The following is a 23,489-nucleotide window of genomic DNA, read 5'->3' as shown; positions in this document are numbered from 1 at the left end:
TTCATTAGAGGGTAACGAAAAGGGCCGCCCCTTTGTTTCGGGAACGGCCCTTGTTCGCTATAAGCGTTGCGGCATGAGGAACGCGCCGCGCTAATTGCGGGGCTTACTCAGCGGAAGTGTCCTCAGCCTTGTCGGACTCAGCCTTCTCAGCCTCCGGCTCGACCTCACCGAAGTACTCGTTCAGGTCGATTTCGTTGCCCTCGGTGTCCTTGGCGGAAGCCTTCAGGATCGAGGTAGCCAGAGCCTTGCCGCGGCGAACGTCTGCGAACAGGTTGCCGAGCTGGCCGGACTGCTGAATCTGCTGGATGAACTGGTTCGGGTCCATGCCGTAGGACTGAGCAGTGAACAGGATGTGGTCGGTGAGTTCCTGCTGGGAAACGTCCGGCTGGATCTCCTCAGCCAGTGCATCCAGGAACAGCTGGGTGCGAACAGCTTCCTCAGCGGACTTCTTGGAGTCCTCGTCGAACTGCTCACGGGTGGTGCCCTGTGCCTCCAGCATGGAGTTCAGAACCTTCTCGTCGCCGCCGAACTGACCCAGCAGCTGCTGCAGCTGGCCCTCGACCTGCTCCTTGACAACACCCTCCGGCAGAGCGATGGTGGTCTGCTCCATAGCGGCAGCCAGAACCTTGTCGCGAACCTGCTGAGCCTGCTCACCCTTCTTGGTGTTCTCAACCTGGCGAGCCAGGTCTTCCTTCAGCTCATCAAGGGTGTCGAACTCGGAAGCCATCTGAGCGAAGTCGTCGTCAGCTTCCGGCAGCTCGCGGACCTTGACGGACTGAACGGTAACGGTGACCTGAGCGTCCTCGCCCTCGTGCTCGCCAGCAACCAGCTTGGTGGTGAACTCCTTGGACTCGCCCTGGGACAGGCCGACAACAGCGTCATCCAGGCCGTCAATCAGGTCATCGGAGCCAACCTGGTAGGACAGGCCCTCGGTGGAGGCCTCTTCCAGCTCTTCGCCGTCGATGGTGGCGGACAGGTCGATGGAGACGAAGTCGTCCTTCTCAACTGCACGCTCGACGCCGGTCAGGGTGCCGAAACGAGCGAGCAGGTTCTGCAGCTCAGCCTCAACAGCTTCGTCGTCGGCGACCAGCGGGTCAACCTCAACTGCGATGTCCTCGAACTTCGGCAGCTCAATCTCCGGACGGACGTCGACCTCAGCGGTGAACTCAACGAGCTCGCCGTCTTCCAGCTTGGTGATGTCGACCTCAGGCTGACCGATAACCTTCAGGTCCTCCTCGCGAACGACCTCGTCGTAGCGGGACGGGACCATGTCGTTGAGCACCTGCTCCAGGATCGGGCCGCGGCCGAAGCGGGCCTCAATCAGCTTTGCCGGTGCCTTGCCCTTACGGAAGCCCGGAATCTGGACCTGCTGAGCCAGTGCCTTGTAGGCGTTGTCGAACTCTGGCTTCAGCTCGTCAAACGGGACCTCGACGGTAATCTTCACTCGGGTCTCATTGAGCTTCTCAACGGAAGACTTCACTGGTGCACTCTCCTGCAACTCGATGATTAATTCATAGACCACGGGAGTGCCCGTGATACTGGTCGGGGTAGCGGGATTTGAACCCACGGCCTTCCGCTCCCAAAGCGGACGCGCTACCAAGCTGCGCCATACCCCGTATGCGTCATTCGAAACCTAGCAGAAACCCCTTTGGAGCATCTGCACCGGGGCCCTCATAGGCGCGAAATCGCGTTTCCACAACGGACCCGTATAGATTTACCTGACGATTAATGAAATCACAAAACCACGCGTTCAACCAGGCTAATGCTCTGTCTGAAAACGCTTTACGACGCCATCGAGAGCCAACCTGCCAACTACTACTGGTTTCATGAAATCCATGCATATCACCGGGCGTTTGCATCTCCTCGGCACTGCTTTTGGCGGCCTCGTTTGCTGCAAACACTCCATTCGTCGGCCGACCCTCCAAAGAAGCCGCCTAAAACGACTGCCCCTTTGTTGAGTCGTGTGACAGTGTAATCAACGGCTATACGCCTGTTTCACATACCCCACGTTGCTTTAGTTTCATTTTCTGTTTTTCCCGGCCACAGCCACTTTTCTTTAAAGCCTTCGAGAAAAACCTGGCATCGATTTTTGTATGTGCGCTTTAACGGGTTAATATGCCTTGTACCAAGACACAGTCTGGTGGAGGCGATTGCGCATCTAAGCCGGATTTCTGTCTATGGGGATGTCGTATAGTGGCTAATACCTCAGCCTTCCAAGCTGAAGACGCGGGTTCGATTCCCGTCATCCCCTCCATGTGAAAGCACCCTCCGGCCAGCGTCGGAGGGTGTTCTTCTTTTTGACGGGATCCGTCCCGAAATCCGCCACAGGCATGTCACGACCGCGTGCGCGCGTCACGGTTTCATACAGCGTCGGTAACAAGTCGGTGGCACTGTCATGTCGGGTCTTTTGCCGTCGTCACGCACAACTAGTCCCGGCGGCATGAATCCTCGCATCATCGACAAGGACACCGGCGTCGAGCTGTGGACCGTCGCCGAATGCGCGGAGTTCACCGGTACCGCGCGCGGCACGTTCGCCAGCTATGCGGGCCGTGGCAAAGCGCCGGTGCCGGCGGCGAAGCTCCACGGGCTGAACCCGCGGAACTCCGACGACGTGCGCGAGTGGCAGAAAGGCCACGAGGCGAAGGGCAAGTAGCCGGCCCAATCTCGGACCGGTCAGCCCGGCATGACCGGTCAGCCCAAGTAGTGGGCGGCGACGACGTTGGCGATCTCGTCGGCGTCGTTGTGGGCGACGAGCACGCCGTGGCCGTGGCCCGGCAGCTCGATGAGCTCGCCGCCCATGACCGCCTGCATCGCGCGGCCGCCCGTGCCGGTCACCGCCGCATCGCGGTCGTAGTGGAGCAGCAGCGGCTTCGACTCGAGGGCGTCGCCGCTGAGTTCCACGGCAGCGCCCTGCCCCGGCCAGCCGAGGCATAGCTGCCCCGACGACAGCGCATCGGCGTTGAGGCGGAAGATGTCGCCGCCGGTGAACTGGTCGAGGTACGTGCGGGGAATGCGGGACGGGTCGGCGGCGGTGACGTTGTCGTTGCAGATGATCGCCCGCTCGATGGTTCCCATCGCCTCGGTCTGCGCCATCATGTCTTCCGGGGTCACGCCCTCGGGTAGTTCGGGGGTCTCCACCTCGCCGGTGACCACGGCGTCGGCGATGTCGGGCCACATGCTCTCCGAGTACGTCGCCACGAAGGTCTGCTGCAGCAGCACCGACTGATTGCCGGCGCCGGGGCGCATCAGGTTCGCCGCGAAGGAATGGCTGCGCCACGCGACGGGCAGAACGCCGTCGGCCAGCTGCATGAACGCCTCCGGGTCGTCGGCGAAGGCGGCGGGCACGTCGCCCACCTGCGTCGGCGGCGGGTAGACCTGACCCGGCGCGCCAACCTCCTCGTTGATGCGCTGCGACCAGCGCGCGTACACCTGCAGGGCGGTGGTGCCCAGGCCGTACTCGTCGTCACGGTCGGCGATCCACTGGAACATCGCGTTGAGAGCCTCGCGGCGCCACGGTTCGCGCGAGTCTCCGAGCCGAAAGTAACGGTCGGCAGGATCGACCGAGGAATCCAGCACCATCCGGCCCGTCTTGTCCGGGAACAGGGTCGCGTACGTGCTCATCAGATCCGTGCCGTAGGACAGGCCGTAGAGGTGCATGACGTCCTGGCCGAGCACGTCGCGGACATGGTTGAGATCGCGAGCGGTGTTCTCCGTGGTGATGGTCGCCGCGTATCCCGTTTCGTTGGCTTCGCAGGAGGCGTACATCGCGCCGACCTGCCCGGAGAGCAGACCCGTCATCGGGATGTCCGCCACGTTGCAGTTCAGCGGGGTGCCCCAGGCCAGGCCGCGCGGCTCGACGGCGATGAGGTCGAAGTGCTCCCGGACGGCGGTCGGCATCCTCACGGCCTCGTCGGAGAACATTCCCAACGCGTCGCCGCCGGGGCCGCCCGGATTGCCTGCGATGACGCCACGGCGCTCCCCCGTCGCCGGAACCCGGCTGACAGTGAGGGAAATCGTCGCGCCCTCCGGGTCGGAATAATCACGTGGCACGTCGATGTCCGCGCACACGGTGCCCGGCGCGGTCATCGCCGCGGTCGGGCACGCGCCCCAGTCCAACCCGCCGAGATCGGCCGGACCGGCGGAGCCGCCGGCCGACGCCTGCGGCACCGACAGCAACGTGCCCGCCAGCGCGAGCGCCGTGACCGGGGCCAACGCCCTGCGGACGAAGGACGTCCGGGACGACGGGGCCGCTGAGACTCGGCTCGCGGACCGGGCCTCGGCACCGGTCTCCACAGAGGAGACGGCGGGGGACGCTGCGCCGAATGCGGCGGGGGACAACTTCTTCGTGGGGCGCACGGGGATAAACACCTTTCATCGACTGCAACGAACGGTATCAAACCGTAACGCCGACCGCACGCCGTTCAAGGCACGAAGATTAGGGCACCGGAGGCACGCTGTTCAACGCACGGAGATCAGGGCACGGACCGCACCCGGTACACCAGCACCGCACCGACGGCGGTGAGCGCGCCCGCGAAAACGTACAGGCCGGGGTACCCGCCGAGGTTCGCCAACGCGAAGGCGGCGAGCACCGGGGCGGCCATGTTCGGGCCGGCGACGGCGAGGTTCATGACGCCCACGTCACGCCCGCGCTCATCGGCCTTGGGCAGCACCTGGTTGATCAGGGCCTGATCGACGGCCATGAACACGCCCCACGACAGACCCAACAGCACCGCCGCGCCGACGACCATGGCGAAGCTCCCGGCGAACGCCATGATCGCGCAGGCCCCGGCGACGCCCATCGACGACAACGCCACGAACACCCGGCGCTTGCCCATCTTGTCGGACACTTTGCCCGACAGGATCGCGGTGACGATGACGCACAGGGCATACGCGCCGGTGAGGACGAGCACGCCGGCATCCGGATCGGGGTGGCCGATGTGATCGCGCAGGTAATAGAACAGGTAGAACAACGCGACCGAGTTGCCCGTGGTCACCAGGAACCGGGCGATGAACACCCACGTGAAGTCGCGGTAGAGCCCTCCGGGCACCTCGGCGACGGCGGGCACCACGGCGTCAGCGTCCCCGCCGGCGTCGTCAAGCACCGGAGATGCGGCCGCCTGCGACCGCACCCGGGACACGTCGCGGAAGCCCGGCAGGAACTGGCCGATGAGCACCAGCAGCAGCGCCGCGGTGACGATGTACGCCAGCCCCAGGTCGAACACCGTGGCCACGACGGTGCCCAGCACCACGCCGAGGGTGTACGTCAGCCCCAGCACACCCGAGACCACGCCGTACTGATTGTCCGGCACCGTATCCGGCGCCACCGCCTGGGCCGCGTTGATTGACGCCGCGATGGCCAGCTGGAACACCGCCCACCCGATGGTCAACGCCATGAAGCCCGGCGCGGCGCCCAGGAACACCAGCGACCCGGCCGCCGCCAGCCCGCCGAAGAGGATCCACGGGGCGCGGCGGCCCCAGCGCGTGTCCGTGCGGTCCGACAACCACCCGGCCAGCGGATGCCCGATGATGGAGAAGAACCCGCCGACCGCCATGAGGAGCGCGAACTTCTCCTCCTTCTCCCCCGGATGCCAGATGAGGATCTGCTGCGCCAACAACAGCTGCGTCGGCGCTGCCCACGAGATGTTCTGCCCCAGGTACAGCAGGCCGTACCGCACGATCCAGCCGGTGGTCACCGGCGTGCGCTGGGCGGGGTCGGCGGTGAAACGCCCGACGTCGGAGATGGCGCGTTCGGAGGAGCCGGCGTGTTCGGAGGAGCTCATCCCTGCACCCCATCCGGCTCCGGCGGCTGCGCCCGCACGTTGGGGTCGGTGTGTTCGTCCGCGACGGGGTAACGACGGCCTGCGGTGTAGCGCCGGTGCAGCTCCGGGGTGATCCGCCCGGTGCGGGCCAGCTCGGCCAGCAGGCGGCCCGACGGCTTCATCGTCCGTTCCTGCGTCTCGTAGTCCAGGTGGACGATACCGAATCGCGGCTCTTCGCCGTCGGCCCATTCCCAGTTGTCCACGAAGCACCAGTGGTACCAGCGCTCGATGGGCACGTCCGACTCGGCGATGGCCCGCAGGTGCTCCAGGATGAACCGCGGCCGGAACGACTCCAGCCTGCGGTCGGCAGCCCCGGCGTCCGGGTTGGCGTAGTCCCCGGCCGGATTCGTCTTTTCGACGCCCGCGTCCACGCCACCGACCGACAGCTCCAGATCGCCGAGATCGCAGGTGCCGTTTTCGGTGATCCAGACCGGTCCGCCGAAACGCTCGTTCAGGTCGCGGGCGCATTCGACCAGGCCCTCGGGGTGGATTTCCCACCCGAGGTCGTTGACCGGAGCCCCGACGAAGGTGCCGTCGTCGAACTTGTCGACGGCCGTGCGCGAGTAGTAGTTCAGGCCCAGGAAGTCGTGGTGGCGGCCCGACGGCAACCCGCGGCCGACCTTCGCCCCGCCCAGCAGCGGATGGAACTTCCCCGCCAGATGCGCGTCGGCGACGATGTCCTGGAACAGATGCCGATTGATCCGCGCCAGGCCGCGGTGGATGGGGTTGCGCGGATTGCGCGGCGCGAACGCCCGTGCGTGGTGGGCGATGCCGACCTTCGCCCGATCCCCCTGGATGCCGTGGATGACCTCGTAACCGCGGATGTGGGACACCGCCATGTTGCGCAGCACGGCCATCGTGTCGCCCCACGAGCGGTTGCCCGGCGGGCCCGAGCGGAACATGTGCGCCTGGGTGGCGTACACGTTCGGCTCGTTGACGGTGATCCACTCGTCGACGAGGTCGTCGAGCGCCCGCACGGTCGTCTCCGCATAGCGCAGGAAAGCCGCCGGCGATTCATCGGAGGTGAAGCCGCCGCGCCGAGCGAACCAGAGCGGATTGACGAAGTGATGGAGCGTCACCAGCGGACGAATCCCCTTGTCCCGCAGGTCGGCAATCTCCTCACGGTAGCGATCCAGCACCGCATGGTCGAACTCCCCCGGCCGCGGTTCGATACGCGCCCACTCCACGCCGATGCGAGCGATGGGCAGACCCAGCGACGCCATGAGCTCGTTGTCCTCCCGCCACCGGTTCCAGTGGTCGGTGGCGCGCAGCGGGGTCGAACCATCGGCGATGTTGCCGGGCTCGCGGGCCCAATCGAACCAGTCGTTGTTCTCGTCACCGCCCTCGATCTGCCCGGCGGCCGACGCCGTGCCGATCAGCAGACCCCGCAGATCGACGTCGTGATGCAACGGCTTCGCGAGCGGCGACGTGCGCGGCTGAGGATGGAGAGTTCGGTCATTGGCAGGCACATTGGTTGACATGCCGACATCCTATGTCACACATCACGCCTAGTTTTTGGTTTTCAAACAAAATGTTATGGGTTTCGCGCGTCGACGGGGTCGTCGTAAAGCAACCGAGTAGAGCAACCGGATCGTTCGCGAAAAATCCGCTCCCCCTGGAACGAATCGGAGCCCCGGCCCGTTGTTGACGATGTCCCCCCCCCAAAAAAAAATCAAAAATCACGTTAGGAACCCCACTTGTCAGCCTTCTAAGCTGAAGACGCGGGTTCGATTCCCGTCATCCCCTCCACGCAACCGGGCGCATTGCTCCCGGTTTTTACTTTCTGAGCCGACGTCCGGGGACCAGAAATTCTTCTGACCTCTGTTCAGGATCCAGTGCTACGGGTACTCTGGGCACCATGAAGCCCACCATTATCGATGCCGATACTGGACACGAACTATGGACCGCGGTCGAATGCGCTGCTTTTTCCGACACCGCACGTGGCACTTTCACCAGCTACGCTGGCCGCAAGAAGGCTCCTGAACCCGTCGCGAAGCTTCATGGGTTGACCCTGTGGGATTCCGAAGAAGTTCGCGCATGGCACGCCAATCGGAAGAGCCGCACCAAGAGCACCGACTCCGCCGAATCATAGATACCTACCCATACCCAATCATTTCCTGGTTCCCGAGCTACATCTGTCGGACAGATATGTAAGCTCGGGAACTTTTTTCGCTCTACATGCGTTATCTCAAGTAATTACAAGCAGTACCCGCAATTTCCTTTTTGGAGGCCTAGCCCATGGGGGCTTTAATCCTGATCGCGATCACCGTCGGCGGCGCAATTATCATCGCGTCGATGGCTCAAAACCGCTCTAACAGGGCCTTTGATGCTCGCCAGAACAATCAATTGGAAGACGCCGTCGCAGACGCCCGCCGCTGGATTGAGCGACTGGGCTCACAGGTATTGAACCTGGCTGGCACCGATTCGGCTTCCACGCAGGCTCTTGCTGACGCATCCGAGCGCTACAATGCCGCTTCCTCGCAGATTTCTACTGCGCGCACCCCGGCACAGGCGCGAATGGCCCGCGAATCGGCGCTGGAGGGCCTGCACTACATCAATGCGGCTCGCGAAATTATGGGCCTGCCGGCGGGGCCGACACTGCCACCGCTGGAGGGGCAGAAGGCCGCTGGTTCTGTGACCGAAACTCGCACCATTGAGCACGAAGGCCACTCGGTTACCGCCTCTCCATACGCCACCCCGGAAACTCCGAACTACTACCCCGGTGGTCGTGTCGCTGGCCGTCCGGTTCCGGCCGGTTGGTACTCCGAGCCATGGTGGAAGTCCGCGCTCCGCACCGGTGTCTGGACCGCAGGCTCGATGCTGCTGTTCTCTACCCTCTTCCACGGTATGGCCGGTGTTGCCTACGGCGCTGATGAGTTCGCCAGCGGCATGGGCACCGGCGCTGACGACTTCGGCGGCACCGAGGACTTTGGAGCCGAAGACTTCGGTGGCGACGATTTCGGTGGAGATGACCTTGGCGGCGACTTCGGTGGCGGCGGTGCAGATGCCGGTGACGCAGGCGACGGCGGAGGCTTCTTCGACGGCCTCTTCGGTGGCGGCGACGGCGGCGGCGACGGCGGCGGATTTTTCGACGGCGGATTCGACGGTTTCGATATTTAGAAAAAGCCCGGCGCCGCTATTTCGCTAAATCCGCAAAAGGATCGACAGTGCCGTCTGTCTGAGGCCGATACTCAATTTTTCTGGCGGCGAATCGACCAGCTTCCTTGCCAAGGATGCTGCTAATTAAAGCAACAGCCATATCCATACCTGCTGCGACTCCTGATGAGCTCCAGCGATCTCCGTCTTCAACCCATCGAGCCGCTTTCACCCACGTCACTTCGTTTCCGAACGAGGTAGCCCAATCAAAAGCCAACTTATTACTAGTTGCCCGCTTTCCTTCAAGAAGCCCAGCCGCAGCAAGCAGTGCGGAACCTGTGCAAACCGATGCCACTAACCGCGCCCGGGATCCGAGGTTGTTGAGCCAGTCCAAAAACTCTGCATCGTCAACTAGTGTTCTACTCCCGGCTCCACCAGGAACTAGAAGAATATCGACCGTTTCGAGGTCAGTGGCACAACGTGTGGCGATAACCTGCGCCCCCTGAGCGCTGGTTATCGGACCAGCAATGTTGGCGACATATTCGACCTCAATCTCTGGGACATGGCCAAAAAGGCCAACCGGTCCAAATACGTCCAAGAGCTCGAACCCGGGGAATAGCACAACAGTTACTCGGCGATGCGCTTCTTGATTTGTCATACGACAATTCCTACTCCGTCTACACATGAAAAAAGGTCTGGTCCCAGAGTTTTCTGGAACCAGACCCCTTTTTTATTCCTATCAACAGATAGCGAACAGCAATCCCTTTAAGCTTCTGGCAGCTCCGGGGCAACGCCAGTCTTTTCGTACTCTGCCAGAATGTCGATGCGGCGCTGGTGACGCTCCTCCTCGCTCCACGGCTGGGAGACGAAAGCATCGACGATAGCCAGGGCCTCTTCCTCAGAGTGCATACGACCGCCGAGGCCGATCAGCTGAGCATTGTTGTGCTCGCGGGCGAGCTTTGCGGTCTCCACCGACCAAGCCAGCGCACAACGAGCGCCCTTGACCTTGTTAGCAGCAATCTGCTCGCCGTTGCCGGAACCGCCGAGCACGATGCCCAGGCTGCCCGGATCAGCGACGGTACGGGAAGCCGCCTCAATGCAGAATGCTGGGTAATCATCTGCAGGGTCGTAGGTGTGAGCGCCGCAATCAACGACGTCGTGGCCAGCCTTCTCCAGGTGGGCCTTAATCAGGTTCTTCATCTCAAAACCGGCGTGGTCTGCACCAAGGTAAATACGCATGGCAGCAAGTTTAGCGGTTCCCACGGATTCCACGGCGCCTGCACCCGTTTTAGGTATTGCTTGACGACGTCTCCTGCGCAGCCGAATAGGGTGAAAAGTGACTGTATTTGCGTTTCAGCACGCCTTCGAAACCGGAAATTGGGTGCTTTTACCGTGTCTCCTGCGCCGCAAGCTCACTTCCAAGTCGATCCTGAAGCCCATGGCTCCCATGGGAATCATCACGCACCGGTGGTGCGAACGGTTCGGCATGATATCAACAAGAAACCATTTATTGTCATTTGGGAGGTCACGCGGGCTTGTGGCTTAGTCTGCAAGCACTGCCGTGCAGATGCGCAGCACGAGCCGCATCCTCACCAGCTTTCGACCACCGAGGGCAAGATGCTGCTGGAGACCTTGGCGTCGTATAGCAAGCCGAAGCCGCTTGTAGTGCTCACCGGCGGTGATCCTTTTGAGCGTGATGACCTGGAAGAATTGGTGCGATTCGGCACGGAGCAGGGCCTGAATATGTCGCTATCTCCATCGGTGACGCCGCGGCTCACGCCAGAGCGGATTCAGTCACTGCGTGAGGCCGGTGGCAAGGCGATGTCCATGTCGCTCGATGGCGCGACTGCCCAGACCCATGACAAGTTCCGTGGATTTTCGGGCACTTTTGAAAAGACGCTCGAAATGGCTCCGCACATCAACGAGGCCGGTTACCGGCTGCAGATTAACTCGACCCTGACCAAGGGAAATATTCATGAGGCGCCAGCGCTGCTGAAGACCGTCATGGAGATGCAGGCCAAGATGTGGTACGTCTTTTTCCTCGTTCCCACTGGTCGCGGTGCGGATTTGGGCGCATTGTCACCGGAGGAACGCGAGGATGTTCTGCACTGGTTGTCTGATGTGTCCAACCGAATTGCCATTAAGACGACGGAGGCGCCGCAGTATCGGCGCGTCGTCATGCAGCAGGAGGAAGCGAAGGAAAAGGGGCTGCCACCCTATGAGGGCGGCGAGCTCTACCGTTACTTGACCGAGGAAACGACAAAGCTGCTCGGTGCTGTGCCGGAAAAGCCACGTCGCCCGCGCTCCCCCATGGCCGTCAATTCCGGGTCAGGTTTTGCCTTCATTGACCACATCGGCGACGTCTACCCCAATGGCTTCCTGCCGCTTCACTGCGGAAATGTGAAGGCCACGCCATTCCAGGAAATCTATTCGAACTCGCCGGCGTTCAAGGCCCTTCGCGATCCGGACAATTGGCATGGAAAGTGCAGCGTCTGTGAATACCACAGCGTATGCGGTGGGTCCCGGTCGACAGCGTACGCGTTGACCGGGGATTACACCGCATCCGACCCGACCTGCATCTACATCCCGCCACGGTGGGCTGCCATGAGCGAAGAAGAACGGCAGGCCTCTACCGGGCAGAATGCTGGAGCCGGAGCGGGTCAGCTCTCCTAACTGCGCGCCCCAGCTGCTACTGCTTTCTTAGTCGAAGCGCGGGTCCTCAGTCCGGGAGCGCTTAATTTCGAAGAAGTACGGGTAGCTGGCGACGGCAACCGAGCCGTCGAAAATCTTGCCGGCTTCTTCGCCGCGTGGGATACGGGTAAGCACCGGACCGAAGAAGGCAACGTCGTTGAGCTTGACCACCGGAGTGCCGACGTCGTTGCCGACCTCCTTCATGGCCTCTGCGTGGTTTTCACGCATGAGCTCATCGAACTCGGTAGTCAGGGCCTGTGCCAGGCGCTCTTCCGGCAGTCCAACCTCTGCGAGGGCTTCCTTAATCAGCTCGTCGAATGCGTGCTCCGGCTCGTCGACATGCGCATGGCGATCGATGCGGTTTTCGTTGTGAATCTTCGTGCCCAGCGCGGTATAAAGCTTGTCGACGGCCTCCTGACCATCCTGGGAGAACACTGCATTAAACAGGCGTGCCGGGGTCCAGTTGCACTGCATCATGAACTTGTACTCTTCCGGCAGCTCGTCGCGGCCTTCATTGAGTACTGACAGGCTCATCGGCTTCCACTCGACCTCGATGTCGCGGACCTTTTCGACTTCCTTAATCCAGCGGGATGTCACCCAGCAAAACGGGCAGGAAACGTCGAAGTAAAAAGTGACCTTGTCTCGATTGCTCATGTGAAAGTCCTCCTAAAGCATTGATTGACTTATCAACGACTATAGGGCGGAATTTTTCGGCTCGCATGCATGAATTCGAATGGGTCCGAAGTTCTACCGGACCCGGTGCTAACTGGCTCTCCCATCGGGCACCGTCCAGATTGCTTACCTAGCCGTTCCAGGGCAAGCCCGTGTCCTCCAGGGAATCAGCAGCAGCTTCCAAGTAGGCAGGCCAGTCGGCGTAGTCCAGGAACTCCGGGCCCACCTCGTGGTCCATGGAAACCATCTTCCCCGAGCGCATGTCCAGGCAGTAGTTGTTTCCGCCGAAGTCCATAACCAGCGGAATCCATGCCTCGTGATACCACTTGCCATCCGAGTCGGCGCTGTCCATGCTTTCGGCTTCAAAATCATCGAACTCGCCGTCCGCCTGCAGCTGAGTCCACAGCTTGTAGTCGTTCAGAATCGACTTCGGCGGTGCAATCCAGCCACCGTCCCACGGCTCACCGTCCACAGACGCGTGCCGCAGCCACGAAGCTCGCACGTAGTCTGGCAGCTTTACTCCGAGGTCAGCCTCAAGCTGATCCAGTTCCGCTTCTGTCGCCGGGGCCTCCAGGGCGTCATCGCCAAGCTTTGCTTCAATGCGATCCCACGCCGCGTTGACCCGTTCAACCTTGCTTGCATCATCATTGAGTTCGTACATGAAACGAAGTGTATTCACGTTCGGCTTTGCTCGCATGCCAAAGAAGCCAAAATCTCGCCGAATCGACCGTCAATCGATCGCCCGAATCGACACGCAATGAGCGAGGAAGTCGAGGTCACCCCGCCCACCCCACTACTGCCCGATTCCCAATCCGGGGTCGTGGTTACACTTGTCGCATGACTTCCACGAACCTAACCAGGACCGAGGCCGCCGACCGTGCGGCCATGCTCGAGGTGTCCCACTACGACATCTCGCTCGACCTTACGACCGCACCTGTCGGTGGGCCGCACAGCGCACCAACATTCGCTTCCAAGACCACAATTTCTCTGAAAGCGAAGCGCGCTGGTTCCACCTTTATTGACCTGCGTGATGCGGTTCTCAAGAGTGTGACCATCGACGGCGTCGATGCCACGGAGGCCGCTCGCTATGACAGCGAGACCGGCATTAACGTAGACCTGACCGAAGGTGACCACACCGTCGTTATCGATGCGGACTGTCGTTACACCAATAACGGCCAGGGCATTCACCGCTTCCAGGATCCCGCCGATGGCGAAACCTACCTGTACTCGCAGTTTGAAACTGCCGATGCCAAGCGCGTGTTCGCCTGCTTTGACCAGCCGGATTTGAAGGCGACGTATTCAATCCACGTCGTGGCACCGAAGGGTTGGAAGGTTGTTTCCAACTCGGTGGCCAAGACCGGCACCACCACCGATGTCCACGGCAATGAGGCCGACACCTTCGACTTCTCAGTGGATGTTCCGCTGTCGACGTATCTCGTCGCAGTCTGTGCTGGCCCGTGGTACGAGGTCACTGACTCGTGGACCGGCACTGTCGCACCGCACCCGGAAACCCCTGCTGAGCACCAGCCGGAGGGAGAGCTGACCATTCCGCTAGGCCTCTACTGCCGCCAGTCCATCGCCGAGTACCTCGCTGCCGACACCTTATTCAAGGAGACCAAGGAAGGCTTCGACTTCTACGCCAAGCACTTCGGCGAGCCCTACCCGTTCGGCAAGTACGACCAGATCTTCTGCCCGGAATACAACATGGGTGCGATGGAAAACGCCGGCTGCGTGACCATCCGCGACGAGTACGTCTTCCGCTCCAAGCCCACTCATTACCTCTACGAGCGTCGCAATGACACCATCCTGCACGAGATGGCTCACATGTGGTTCGGTGATTTGGTCACCATGCAGTGGTGGGATGATCTCTGGCTCAACGAGTCCTTCGCTACCTGGTCGGCTGCCGCCGCACAGGTTGAGGTTTCCGATTACAGCCACGCCTGGACCACCTTCGCCAACGTAGAGAAGGCCTGGGCCTACAAGCAGGATCAGCTGCCGTCGACGCACCCGATTGCCGCCGATGCCAGCGACATTGACACCGTCGAGCAGAACTTCGACGGCATCACCTACGCCAAGGGCGCGTCCACCCTCAAGCAGCTGGCCGCCTACGTTGGTCAGGACGCCTTCCTCGCCGGTGCTCGTCTTCACTTTTCCCGCCACCGCTTTGGCAACGCCACCTTCGCGGACCTGTTGGAGGCGCTCTCCGAGGCCTCGGGGCGCGATTTGTCTGGCTGGGCCGATCAGTGGCTGACCACCACCGGCATCACCACCCTGGCGCCAGAGTTCCATCAAGAGGACGGCAAGTACACCTCCTTCGCAGTCACGCAGGAAGGCGCCGAGCCGGGTGCCGGTGAACTCCGTGATCACCGAATCGCAGTGGGCATCTACAACCTGCGCGGCACCGGCGCGGACGCTGTACTTGAGCGCACCAAGCGCGTCGAAATCGACGTCCGCGGTGCCCGCACCGATGTCCCAGAACTTGTCGACACACCAGTTGGCGACGTCGTGCTGGTTAACGACGACGACCTCACCTACAGCATGATTCGCCTGGACGAGGGCTCGCTTGCCACCGTCATCGACAACATCGGCGCTTTCACCGATTCGATGGCACGCACACTGTGCTGGTCCGCCAGCTGGCAGATGGTTCGCGCAGGCCAGATGCGCGCTCGCGACTTCGTCAGCCTGGTGCTCCGCGGCATCCCGGGCGAGAACAAGCTCTCCGTCCTGGAGCGCGTCATCGCTCAGGCGGTCAGCGCCGTCAACGTCTACGCCGATCCGCAGTGGGCAGAGTCCACCGGCCGCGATCTGCTGGCTCAGGGTCTGTTGGACTACGCGAAGAAGGAAACCGACGCCGACCGCGCCCTGGTTTTCGTTAACGCTCTGGCTACCGTGGGCTCGTCGAATAGCGACGTCGTGGACGCACTGCGCGCCATCTACGCCGGCGACGCCGCCAAGGCTGGCTTCCCCGCTGTCACTGTCGACACCGACATGCAGTGGCGCGCCTTGAAGGCTCTGGTTTCCGCTGGTCTCGAAGGCGAGGAGGCCATCGCAGAGCTTGAAAAGACCGACAATTCAGCACTCGGCGCGCAGGCCGCCATCGCCTGCCGCGCCTCCGTGCCGACGCTCGCCAACAAGGCCCGCGTCTGGGCTGAGGCGACTGTCTCCGGCGACGACGCCCCGTCGAACCTTGTCATTCGCCACCTGCTGGCCGGCTTCAACGCGCCGGGCTCGGGTGCGGTGCTCGCGCAGGCGCTTGACGACGACTCCCGTGTCACCATCAACGCGGTGCAGTCGGCAACCTCGCTGTCGGAGCACTTCTTCGCTGTTGCCAACAGCTGGTGGAAGCAGTTCTCCTCCGAGACGGCCCAGACTCTCCTCGAGGGCTTCTACCCCACTTGGGAGATCAGCGAGTCGGCAATCGCGGCCGCTCAGCGCCTGCTCGACAGCGAGGAGACTGCGTCGCCGGTCAAGCGCATCATTTCTGAGCAGCAGTTCCTGGTGAAGCTCGCTCTCCGCGCCCGCGAGTTCGACGCGAAGTAACAAGTGATTTCGGCCGGCACTTTGGCCGTTATCGTTTTCGTGGCATCAAGTCGATAGACTTGGTGCCATGACAACTTCTCAGACGCTCTTTGACTCCGTCGGCGGCGAGGATGTCTTCAATCGCATCGTCCATGGTTTTTACACGCGCATGCGTTCCGATGACCTCATCGGCCCGATGTACCCCAGCGATGACTGGGAGGGCGCCGAGGATCGACTACGTATGTTTCTCGTCCAGTACTGGGGCGGGCCGCACACCTACAGCGAACAGCGTGGTCATCCGCGCCTGCGCATGCGCCACATGCCGTTTTCCATCGGCGAGGCCGAACGCGACCGCTGGCTGGAAATCATGAGCGCCTCACTCGCAGATATTTCCGATGACGAGCTCCCCCGCCCCCAGCGCGAAGCCATGTGGAACCACATGGTGCAGGTTGCTGACATGCTCATCAACCGCTTCGACGCGCAGTAGGAATTAGGCCCTGCGCCGCTAGTTCAGCAGCGGCAGCACGCCAAAGGACTCGAGCGTAAAGATCGAGCCAAACCGCCCATCCAGCCGGTGCCACCGTCCCTTTGTGGACACGCGCACCGGCTCTTTTTCATCCGGTTGCTCGGGGATGAAGCCCATCGTGCACAGCGCAAACACGTCCCGCATGGTCACGTCCACGACGCTTTTCGACGTCGCCTGCGACTGCCCCTCCCCTGTATCAACAGTGGCTTCACCGGTACCGCCGCTGACAGTGAGAACCTTTTGGTCCAGCAGAGACGGTGGCATGCCCATCGGGCCGGAAGATTCGACGGCGACCGCGCGCCCCTGCTTCTCGAGAGTCCGGAAAGCAGTCGCTGGAACATAGTCGACAACCTGCCATCCTTCCGGCACTGGCAGGAATCCCGGCCAGGAGGACGCCGACTGCGCATGCACGCGGTATGGCATCGCGGTGAGCGAAGCTTCTTTCTCCTCTTCGTCCTCAGCAGTTTTTGCCTGCGCAAAGGCACGCACTGCGATGTCTTTAATCTCCGCGGCGGTGACGATGATGTCGTCGGGAAGCGCGTGCAGCGCAATCGTGCGCATGGCGAGCGGGCCGATTGGGGTCTTCACCCATACCTGCGACATTGCGGGCGCAGCGTTAGGTGCCGACGAGGAACTGATACCAGCGGCGGCGGTCTTACGTGCTCGGATGCGTAGCAACGTGCTCTCGTCGAGGGCGTAGGCCTTATGGGCCAGGACGCCCAGGTTCTTCAGGGCATCGGGAGTGCCGAAGGTCAGCTCGGCAGCGGGATGAAAAGTGGTCACGGCGAATTACTTGTCCTGGTCTTCCTTGTTGTCTTCGATTGCAGGAGCTGCAAAACGCTCCAGTTCACGGCGGGCAGACGGGGAGAGCTCGACTGCCTTCGCAGTCTTGAGATCAAACATCACCATCACGGTTTCGAGCACAGCAACGATGTGATCATGCTGGTCGGAGATTGTCTGGCGAAGTGTGAAAGAGGTGCGACCGAAGTTGATAATCTCGGTCTCAACCACAACTTCCTGGGTGTCCGGCAAAATAGCGCGGACGTAGTCAATCTCCAGGCGACGCACCACTGCCGCAGGCATCCCTGCCCCGCCGCCGAGACCGCGCATCACAAAGTCCAGACGAGCCTGCTGGGCGTATTCCAGGAAAGCGGTGTTGTTGGCGTGGCCATACTGATCGAAATCAGACCAGCGGATAGCGACGTTGGTACGAAATGGTGCTGATTCAGTCATACCCAGAACTATAGGCGTTTTCTGGAGCTACGATCCTGCGAAAAACGCGAAAGCCCGGAACCTGTGCACTGGTGCGAGCCAGTCCACAAGGTTCCGGACTTTGCCGTTGGCAAAAATCAGATTCGCGAGAAACAGATTAGCGAGTCAGGCGACGGTGAGTGACGCGCGACGGGCGTGCAGCCTCCTCGCCGTAACGCTCAATCTTGTTCTTCTCGTAGCCCTCGAAGTTGCCCTCGAACCAGAACCACTTGCCCTCTTCGAAGTTGCCTTCCCATGCGAGGATGTGGGTACAGGTGCGGTCCAGGAACCAACGGTCGTGGGAAATGACCACGGCACAGCCCGGGAAGTTCTGCAGTGCGTTTTCCAGCGAAGACAGGGTTTCGACGTCAAGGTCGTTAGTCGGCTCATCCAGGAGGATCAGGTTACCGCCCTGCTTCAGGGTCAGCGCGAGGTTCAGACGGTTGCGCTCACCACCGGAAAGAACCTTCGACGGCTTCTGCTGGTCCGCACCCTTGAAACCGAATGCAGACAGGTACGCACGAGACGGCATCTCGTTCTGGCCGACCACGATGTAGTCGAGACCATCAGAGACGACCTCCCAGACGGTCTTTTCCGGATCGATGTTTTCACGACCCTGGTCAACGTAGCTGAGCTGAACAGTCTGACCGACCTTGACCTCACCGGAATCCGGCTGCTCCAGACCCACGATTGTCTTGAACAGGGTGGACTTACCCACACCGTTCGGGCCAATCACACCGACGATGCCGTTACGCGGCAGGGTGAACGACAGGTCCTTAATCAGGACGCGGCCATCGAAGCCCTTCTCCAGGTCCTTGACCTCGACAACCTGGTTACCCAGGCGCGGCGGGGTAGGAATCTGGATTTCTTCGAAGTCGAGCTTCTTGTACTGCTCGGCTTCTTCCACCATCTGCTCGTAGCGCTCGAGGCGAGCCTTGTTCTTGGCCTGGCGAGCCTTCTGACCCGAGCGGACCCACGCCAGCTCGTCCTTCAGGCGCTTCTGCAGCTTGGCGTCCTTCTTACCTGCAACCTCGAGGCGCTCAGCCTTCTTCTCCAGGTAAGTCGAGTAATTGCCCTCGTACGGGTAGAGCTTGCCGCGGTCGACCTCACAGATCCAGCCAGCGACGTGATCCAGGAAGTAACGGTCGTGGGTCACGGCCAGGACGGCACCCGGGTACTTAGCCAGGTGCTGCTCGAGCCACAGCACGGACTCGGCGTCCAGGTGGTTAGTCGGCTCGTCGAGAAGCAGCAGGTCCGGCTCGGAGAGCAGCAGCTTCGCCAGTGCTACACGACGACGCTCACCACCGGAGAGGTGAGTCACCGGCTCGTCCGCCGGCGGGCAGCGAAGCGCATCCATTGCCTGCTCAATCTTGGAATCCAGCTCCCAAGCATCAGCGGCATCGAGCTCCTCCTGGAGCTTGCCCATTTCTTCCATGAGCTCGTCGGTGTAATTGGTGGCCATCTCCTCGGCGATGGCTTCAAAACGAGCCTTCTTCTCGAAGATGTCGCCAAGGCCCTCCTCGACGTTGCCGCGAACGGTCTTCTCCTCATTCAGCGGAGGCTCCTGCAGGAGGATGCCGACAGTGGCGCCCGGCTCCAGGAAAGCTTCACCGTTACTCGGCTGATCCAGGCCAGCCATAATCTTCAGAATCGACGACTTACCTGCGCCGTTCGGACCGACCACGCCGATCTTTGCGCCCGGGTAAAACGCCATGGTGACGTTGTCGAGAATAACCTTATCGCCGTGCGCCTTGCGCACGTTTTTCATCTGGTAGATGAACTCACCCATGGTGGAATTTCGTCCCCTCGTAGAAAGGAAATAAGCAATCCCTGTAGAGGTTACGCATAGGAACCAAAAGGCACAATCTACATGGGCGTACCCGCAATCCTTTCCCACCAAAATCTCTGCCAGGCTGCTAGCAAAACTAGCTGCGAGATAACGCTGCCGAATCGTATGCGATCCCTCCCCTTTCTCAGCAGCGTCACCTCACGTGCAGTAATTACCCCTCCCCTCTTTCCGCTCTTTCAGCGGCTCCCCCCTCATTCCGCTCTGCAACGATGTACTGGCTGCTGGGTTAGAACGGCGCGCTGACTCCTGCACCAGCCATTTCTTGCTGTTCAGAATTGGCTGCACCGGTGTCCCCAGCCTCACCAGCTCCGCCCGCACCAGCAGCGAAGGTGCGCACGGCCCCGGCCTGAGACGCAACTGTCTCAGTAACCGAAGCTTCCGAATCCCCAGTCGATGCCTCACCAAGACCAGTCGGCGACTCATGCGGCTTCTCAGTCATAGTCTTCACCGTTGCCAGGTGACGGCGCAGATTCGGCCCCACCGCCTTGGCAATGATCTTCTGGCGCTGATGCTTCGTACCATCATCGCCCTCCCAACGGTCCGTGCGGACGTGACCGTGGACAATGACGGCTTGGCCCTTCCACACCGTGTTATTCACGTTCTCGGCGAGCTTGCCCCAGCATTCAACATCAAAATATGACGTCTCCGACTGCTCCCAACCATTCTCCCCCTTCCATGACTTGCTGGATGCCACAGAAAACTTGCAGACCTTTGCCCCAGAATTGGTATTTCGATTTTCCACATGATGGACCACATTGCCCACCACGGTAATAACTGCCTCAGACATCGGGCTCCTCCCCCAAAGAAAGCGTTTACCTACTGCGGCCGAATAATTCGAAGGTGTCTCATTCGTGCCGTGCCATTTACTTTTCCGGCTTCGAGAAACAAATGAAAGAGGTACATAAAAAGCCTGTGGATAAGTTTGTCGAAAAGACAACTATCCACAGGCTACGTATGAAGTTGAGGGGCGAAGTCGCGGCAATCCTCGTCGTCAAGCATGCAAAATCAGCTTAACGACGCTACCTTCCGCGCCTCTTCGAGGCATCGATCGGATTATCCATGTGCACCGGATGCTGCGCGTCAACCTCCGAGGTGTAGTAATCGCGCTCATCCTCGCCACCAACACCGACCTGCTGGCTCATGCGAGCGAGCATTTCGTTGTAAGCGGCCAACTCCTCATCATTGTTGCGGTCTGCGACGCGGTCGTAGCGGGCTGCATCCTTTTCATCGGAACGCCGCCACTGTACAAACAGCGCAACGGTGACGATGTAGAGCGGAACCTCACCGGCAGCCCACGCGACGGCACCACCAACGTTCTGATCTTCCAGGAGATTCACTGCCCAAGGGAGATCCAGGCTGGCGTAATAGGCCTCGGCAAGCACCTGCTGCGACTGCATCAGCGAAATACCGAACCAAGCGTGGAACGGCAACGAACCCATCAGCGTGACCAGCTTGACCGACGGCTCAATCTGCTGTGGTGCAGCATCGACACCGATAATGACCCAGTAGAAGATGTAACCGGAAATCAAGAAGTGGATGTTCATGAACACGTGGCCCGCGTGCTCATCAGCCAGGAAGTCGTAAATCGGTGTCATGTAGAGCAGGTAGAAACCTGCGACGAACTGCACCGTTGCCACAACCGGGTGCGTGAGGAAACGCGACACCGGGTTATTGATGAAGACCACCAGCCACTCACGAATACCAGGCAGACCATCGCGGCCGGCCGGCTTCAGCGCACGCAACGCAAGCGTGACCGGACCACCCAGCACCAGCATGACCGGAATGCCCATGGAGTAAAGCATGTGGGCGATCATGTGAACCGAGAACAGAGCCGGCATGTACACGCCCAGCGCGCTGCACGAAGTAAACAGCAACGTGGCACAGCCGGCGAGCCACCACAGGGTGTTGGACAGTGGCCAGGTACCGCCGCGCTTCTTCAGCAGGTAGAGCCAGTACAGGTAAATCCACGCGGCAATGATGGCGGCAGAGCCGAAGAAGATGTCAAAGCGCCACTGCGTGAACATGGCCTCCCAACCGAATGGGATTTCCAGGTTGTAACCGAGCTTGACCTGCATCTGCGTAATCGACGGCAGACCCTCACCACCGGCCTGCTCAGAGAAATTCGGTGGCGGCGGAGTACGGCCCAGAGCCACGGCAACGCCGATCGTCAGCGCCATGATGATGACCTCGACAATGGCCAGACGCCAGAATGGACGATTCGACTGAGCGCGCTCAATCTCCGGAATGGTGATCTTGCGGTGCACATAGCCACATAGCCCCAGGAAGATGGTAAGCACAGCCTTGACCAGCACCATGATGCCGTAGTTGTTGCTGACCAGGTCAGACCAGTCAATGTTGATGGCTGCGTTAATGAAGCCGGAGGCAGACATGGCGATGAAAGCCACCAACGCCACGAAAGAATAGCGCTTCACTACTTCTGGCATCCATTCACCACGACGACGCGCGTGGCCAACCAGCGCCATCAAACCGCCGACCCAAAACACAGTGAAGGTCAAGTGCCAGATGTAGGAGTTAGTGCCGTAGTCATGGGCACCACCGGAGGCGTTGTGGCTTACAACAGCCAGCGGCATCATCGACACCAAGCTGATGGCGAAGAACACCGGCTGCCAAATCCACTTACGAGTCAGTGATGAACCAAGCGCCACAATGCCCGCAAAAATAGCTACCCACAGCCACGCCAAGCCCTCCTTGGTCTGCTCCAAGGACACAGCCCAGTTGCTCAGCTGAATCGTCGTCGACAGCGGCTGGCCCGACACATCGGAGAGCACCAGCGGAATCTCCATCAGCGCCATGAGGCCCCAGCCGAGCATGGCCCACATACCCGTGCGGGATGCCGTGTAGCCGTCGAGGCCCAAAGTGCCGTCGGCACGCTGCTTCGTACCGAAAGCGGCGAGCATAAACGAACCGACACCGAGGCAAGCGAGCAGCTCACCGGCCGCCTTCGCGAACGGGAACCCGAAGGTGGTAATTGTGCCGGGATCGGGAATACCCAACGTGGCGCGCGAATCCATGTTGAACGCCATCGAGAGCAAACCAGCTAGAACGCCGCCGATAAGCACAAAAACAACGTACCAACTAGCAGATTTACGGACTTTCTTATCCTTGCTAACAGGCGGAGAGGTCTCGGCCTTGGTCGTGGCAGTCATAGCCCTAAGCTTAGCGACCAAAGTCCCTAGAACAGAACCGGTTGTGATTGGCTACATTAGAGACGCTACAATGCTTTTCTTAGCTAGCCTCCATAGCTCAGTGGACAGAGCAGTCGGCTTCTACCCGATTGGTCGAGGGTTCGAATCCTTCTGGGGGCGCAAAATTAACCCGCCTGGCCTGGTTCTATACCAGTGTCAGGCGGGTTTTTACTTCTTAGTTCTTCTTGTTATCCGCAGGATCCGGGCGCAAGTAGCGGTCAACCATGTCGACGACCTCTTCGACAGATTCCTTGTCTAGCGTCGCATCCTTGCCATCCGGGCGCCACACCAGCACCATCGTCTGAATCAGACGGTAAATGTTGCGCGCCAGCAGATATGGATCGTGCTCGCGAATAGTGCCGTCTTCCTGCCCGTGACGGACACCGGGGAGAATGAATTTCTCCACAATTTCCAGCTGTGTATCGCTCATCTCTCCAGTGAGCGCTTCTAAGACACGGTCGGGATCTGTCTTGACCAGGCCAGGGAAAAAGTCACTTTCGATGATGCGTTGAACGACGATTCGAATACGCAGCAACATGCGAGCGCGCGAATCGCCAGGGACATAGCGGAGCCCCTCAAGCATGTGCAGGATTTCGCGGTTGGTCACTTCCCCCAGAAGCTCACCAATGTCAGCGTATCGACGATATACGGTCGGACGCGAAACTCCTGCCTTGCGAGCAATTTCTGCAATCGAAGTCCTACGCAAGCCCACAGTCATTACGCTTTCGCGCGCAGCGGCAATGATGACATCATCGACGGATGGTTTCTGTGCCGCGGTGGTGCTTTGAGCAGCGTCGCCAACACGCCTCGTCTCATCCATGTAACTATTTCTCCCGTTGGAATCCGAACTCAGAAGTAAT

The 23,489-nt window shown here is 60.7% G+C and carries 20 protein-coding genes and 3 tRNA genes; 8 read left to right on the top strand and 15 right to left on the bottom strand.

The window, feature by feature from the left end; translation table 11 throughout:
• Positions 1-103: 103 nt before the first annotated feature.
• Positions 104-1,567, bottom strand: a complete 1,464-nt coding sequence (tig, locus tag HMPREF1206_RS05155; RefSeq protein WP_147580936.1) for a trigger factor — start codon at positions 1,565-1,567, stop codon at positions 104-106.
• Positions 1,540-1,616: transfer RNA gene (locus HMPREF1206_RS05150), tRNA-Pro, on the bottom strand. The genes tig and HMPREF1206_RS05150 overlap by 28 nt, the downstream gene beginning before the upstream one ends.
• Before the next feature lie 563 nt (positions 1,617-2,179).
• Here HMPREF1206_RS05150 and HMPREF1206_RS05145 point away from each other — a divergent pair.
• Both HMPREF1206_RS05145 and HMPREF1206_RS05140 read left to right on the top strand, forming a co-directional pair.
• Positions 2,180-2,254, top strand: a tRNA-Gly gene (locus HMPREF1206_RS05145).
• Positions 2,255-2,440: 186 nt separating this feature from the next.
• On the top strand, positions 2,441-2,653 hold the full coding sequence (locus tag HMPREF1206_RS05140) for a hypothetical protein (protein ID WP_042388516.1): 213 nt from the start codon (positions 2,441-2,443) through the stop codon (positions 2,651-2,653).
• 38 nt (positions 2,654-2,691) lie between these two features.
• Here the strand turns inward: HMPREF1206_RS05140 and HMPREF1206_RS05135 are convergent, their stop codons facing one another.
• The 3 genes from HMPREF1206_RS05135 to HMPREF1206_RS05125 form a co-directional block, all read right to left on the bottom strand.
• Positions 2,692-4,212 carry an alpha/beta fold hydrolase gene (locus HMPREF1206_RS05135; protein WP_147580935.1) on the bottom strand — a complete coding sequence of 507 codons (1,521 nt, stop codon included), beginning with the start codon at positions 4,210-4,212 and terminating at the stop codon, positions 2,692-2,694.
• A 260-nt stretch (positions 4,213-4,472) separates the two neighbouring features.
• Positions 4,473-5,780 carry an MFS transporter gene (locus tag HMPREF1206_RS05130; RefSeq protein ID WP_016422298.1) on the bottom strand — a complete coding sequence of 436 codons (1,308 nt, stop codon included), beginning with the start codon at positions 5,778-5,780 and terminating at the stop codon, positions 4,473-4,475.
• Positions 5,777-7,300: a glycoside hydrolase family 1 protein gene (locus HMPREF1206_RS05125; RefSeq protein ID WP_016422297.1), complete on the bottom strand. Its 1,524-nt coding sequence runs from the start codon at positions 7,298-7,300 to the stop codon at positions 5,777-5,779. The genes HMPREF1206_RS05130 and HMPREF1206_RS05125 overlap by 4 nt, the downstream gene beginning before the upstream one ends.
• 377 nt (positions 7,301-7,677) lie before the next feature.
• Here HMPREF1206_RS05125 and HMPREF1206_RS05120 point away from each other — a divergent pair, with 377 nt between their 5' ends.
• The gene (locus HMPREF1206_RS05120; protein ID WP_016422296.1) at positions 7,678-7,911 is read left to right on the top strand and encodes a hypothetical protein; all 234 of its coding nucleotides are present in this window, start codon (positions 7,678-7,680) and stop codon (positions 7,909-7,911) included.
• Positions 7,912-8,057: 146 nt separating this feature from the next.
• A complete protein-coding gene (locus HMPREF1206_RS05115; protein ID WP_016422295.1) occupies positions 8,058-8,939 on the top strand; it encodes a hypothetical protein in 882 nt (293 codons plus the stop codon).
• Positions 8,940-8,955: 16 nt separating this feature from the next.
• On the opposite strand, the gene HMPREF1206_RS05110 is transcribed toward HMPREF1206_RS05115, so the two are convergent.
• Positions 8,956-9,573, bottom strand: a complete 618-nt coding sequence (locus tag HMPREF1206_RS05110) for a DJ-1/PfpI family protein (protein ID WP_016422294.1) — start codon at positions 9,571-9,573, stop codon at positions 8,956-8,958.
• Between the two features lie 107 nt (positions 9,574-9,680).
• A complete protein-coding gene (locus HMPREF1206_RS05105; RefSeq protein ID WP_005511109.1) occupies positions 9,681-10,154 on the bottom strand; it encodes a ribose-5-phosphate isomerase in 474 nt (157 codons plus the stop codon).
• 228 nt (positions 10,155-10,382) lie between these two features.
• Between HMPREF1206_RS05105 and HMPREF1206_RS05100 the strand changes: the two genes are divergently transcribed.
• A complete protein-coding gene (locus HMPREF1206_RS05100) occupies positions 10,383-11,588 on the top strand; it encodes a TIGR04053 family radical SAM/SPASM domain-containing protein (protein ID WP_042388514.1) in 1,206 nt (401 codons plus the stop codon).
• 27 nt (positions 11,589-11,615) lie between these two features.
• Here the strand turns inward: HMPREF1206_RS05100 and HMPREF1206_RS05095 are convergent, their stop codons facing one another.
• Both HMPREF1206_RS05095 and HMPREF1206_RS05090 read right to left on the bottom strand, forming a co-directional pair.
• Positions 11,616-12,260, bottom strand: coding sequence for a DsbA family protein (locus HMPREF1206_RS05095; RefSeq protein ID WP_016422291.1), 645 nt, complete (start codon positions 12,258-12,260; stop codon positions 11,616-11,618).
• Between the two features lie 148 nt (positions 12,261-12,408).
• Positions 12,409-12,939, bottom strand: coding sequence for an SMI1/KNR4 family protein (locus HMPREF1206_RS05090; RefSeq protein ID WP_147580934.1), 531 nt, complete (start codon positions 12,937-12,939; stop codon positions 12,409-12,411).
• Between the two features lie 176 nt (positions 12,940-13,115).
• Between HMPREF1206_RS05090 and pepN the strand changes: the two genes are divergently transcribed.
• Together pepN and HMPREF1206_RS05080 are read left to right on the top strand one after the other, a co-directional pair.
• A complete protein-coding gene (gene pepN / locus HMPREF1206_RS05085; protein WP_016422289.1) occupies positions 13,116-15,818 on the top strand; it encodes an aminopeptidase N in 2,703 nt (900 codons plus the stop codon).
• A 67-nt stretch (positions 15,819-15,885) separates the two neighbouring features.
• Entirely contained in the window at positions 15,886-16,284 is a 399-nt protein-coding gene (locus HMPREF1206_RS05080) for a globin (RefSeq protein WP_016422288.1), read from the top strand.
• A gap of 18 nt (positions 16,285-16,302) precedes the next feature.
• Here the strand turns inward: HMPREF1206_RS05080 and HMPREF1206_RS05075 are convergent, their stop codons facing one another.
• The 5 genes from HMPREF1206_RS05075 to HMPREF1206_RS05055 form a co-directional block, all read right to left on the bottom strand.
• On the bottom strand, positions 16,303-17,106 hold the full coding sequence (locus HMPREF1206_RS05075; protein ID WP_016422287.1) for a hypothetical protein: 804 nt from the start codon (positions 17,104-17,106) through the stop codon (positions 16,303-16,305).
• Between the two features lie 6 nt (positions 17,107-17,112).
• Entirely contained in the window at positions 17,113-17,556 is a 444-nt protein-coding gene (locus tag HMPREF1206_RS05070; protein WP_016422286.1) for a thioesterase family protein, read from the bottom strand.
• Between the two features lie 136 nt (positions 17,557-17,692).
• Positions 17,693-19,363: an energy-dependent translational throttle protein EttA gene (gene ettA / locus HMPREF1206_RS05065; protein WP_016422285.1), complete on the bottom strand. Its 1,671-nt coding sequence runs from the start codon at positions 19,361-19,363 to the stop codon at positions 17,693-17,695.
• Between the two features lie 286 nt (positions 19,364-19,649).
• Entirely contained in the window at positions 19,650-20,210 is a 561-nt protein-coding gene (locus HMPREF1206_RS05060) for a single-stranded DNA-binding protein (protein WP_016422284.1), read from the bottom strand.
• Positions 20,211-20,442: 232 nt separating this feature from the next.
• Positions 20,443-22,590 carry a cytochrome c oxidase assembly protein gene (locus tag HMPREF1206_RS05055; RefSeq protein ID WP_016422283.1) on the bottom strand — a complete coding sequence of 716 codons (2,148 nt, stop codon included), beginning with the start codon at positions 22,588-22,590 and terminating at the stop codon, positions 20,443-20,445.
• An 86-nt stretch (positions 22,591-22,676) separates the two neighbouring features.
• Here HMPREF1206_RS05055 and HMPREF1206_RS05050 point away from each other — a divergent pair.
• Positions 22,677-22,749: transfer RNA gene (locus HMPREF1206_RS05050), tRNA-Arg, on the top strand.
• A 55-nt stretch (positions 22,750-22,804) separates the two neighbouring features.
• On the opposite strand, the gene HMPREF1206_RS05045 is transcribed toward HMPREF1206_RS05050, so the two are convergent.
• Positions 22,805-23,449, bottom strand: coding sequence for a TetR/AcrR family transcriptional regulator (locus tag HMPREF1206_RS05045; RefSeq protein ID WP_016422282.1), 645 nt, complete (start codon positions 23,447-23,449; stop codon positions 22,805-22,807).
• Positions 23,450-23,489 lie beyond the last annotated feature (40 nt).

The organism is Corynebacterium sp. HFH0082, assembly GCF_000411235.1.
GTDB lineage: Bacteria > Actinomycetota > Actinomycetes > Mycobacteriales > Mycobacteriaceae > Corynebacterium > Corynebacterium jeikeium_D.
This window is presented reverse-complemented; position numbering and strand designations above follow the sequence as displayed.

What these genes read in the sequence shown, in the direction of transcription:
- HMPREF1206_RS05095 (WP_016422291.1), bottom strand. Translation starts at nt 12,260, where the DNA reads ATGAGCAATCGAGACAAGGTCACTTTTTACTTCGACGTTTCCTGCCCG.
- HMPREF1206_RS05110 (WP_016422294.1), bottom strand. Translation starts at nt 9,573, where the DNA reads ATGACAAATCAAGAAGCGCATCGCCGAGTAACTGTTGTGCTATTCCCC.
- pepN (WP_016422289.1), top strand. Translation starts at nt 13,116, where the DNA reads ATGACTTCCACGAACCTAACCAGGACCGAGGCCGCCGACCGTGCGGCC.
- HMPREF1206_RS05080 (WP_016422288.1), top strand. Translation starts at nt 15,886, where the DNA reads ATGACAACTTCTCAGACGCTCTTTGACTCCGTCGGCGGCGAGGATGTC.
- HMPREF1206_RS05125 (WP_016422297.1), bottom strand. Translation starts at nt 7,300, where the DNA reads ATGTCAACCAATGTGCCTGCCAATGACCGAACTCTCCATCCTCAGCCG.
- HMPREF1206_RS05105 (WP_005511109.1), bottom strand. Translation starts at nt 10,154, where the DNA reads ATGCGTATTTACCTTGGTGCAGACCACGCCGGTTTTGAGATGAAGAAC.
- ettA (WP_016422285.1), bottom strand. Translation starts at nt 19,363, where the DNA reads ATGGGTGAGTTCATCTACCAGATGAAAAACGTGCGCAAGGCGCACGGC.
- HMPREF1206_RS05130 (WP_016422298.1), bottom strand. Translation starts at nt 5,780, where the DNA reads ATGAGCTCCTCCGAACACGCCGGCTCCTCCGAACGCGCCATCTCCGAC.
- HMPREF1206_RS05120 (WP_016422296.1), top strand. Translation starts at nt 7,678, where the DNA reads ATGAAGCCCACCATTATCGATGCCGATACTGGACACGAACTATGGACC.
- HMPREF1206_RS05060 (WP_016422284.1), bottom strand. Translation starts at nt 20,210, where the DNA reads ATGTCTGAGGCAGTTATTACCGTGGTGGGCAATGTGGTCCATCATGTG.
- HMPREF1206_RS05090 (WP_147580934.1), bottom strand. Translation starts at nt 12,939, where the DNA reads ATGTACGAACTCAATGATGATGCAAGCAAGGTTGAACGGGTCAACGCG.
- HMPREF1206_RS05115 (WP_016422295.1), top strand. Translation starts at nt 8,058, where the DNA reads ATGGGGGCTTTAATCCTGATCGCGATCACCGTCGGCGGCGCAATTATC.
- HMPREF1206_RS05070 (WP_016422286.1), bottom strand. Translation starts at nt 17,556, where the DNA reads ATGACTGAATCAGCACCATTTCGTACCAACGTCGCTATCCGCTGGTCT.
- HMPREF1206_RS05045 (WP_016422282.1), bottom strand. Translation starts at nt 23,449, where the DNA reads ATGGATGAGACGAGGCGTGTTGGCGACGCTGCTCAAAGCACCACCGCG.
- HMPREF1206_RS05055 (WP_016422283.1), bottom strand. Translation starts at nt 22,590, where the DNA reads ATGACTGCCACGACCAAGGCCGAGACCTCTCCGCCTGTTAGCAAGGAT.
- HMPREF1206_RS05140 (WP_042388516.1), top strand. Translation starts at nt 2,441, where the DNA reads ATGAATCCTCGCATCATCGACAAGGACACCGGCGTCGAGCTGTGGACC.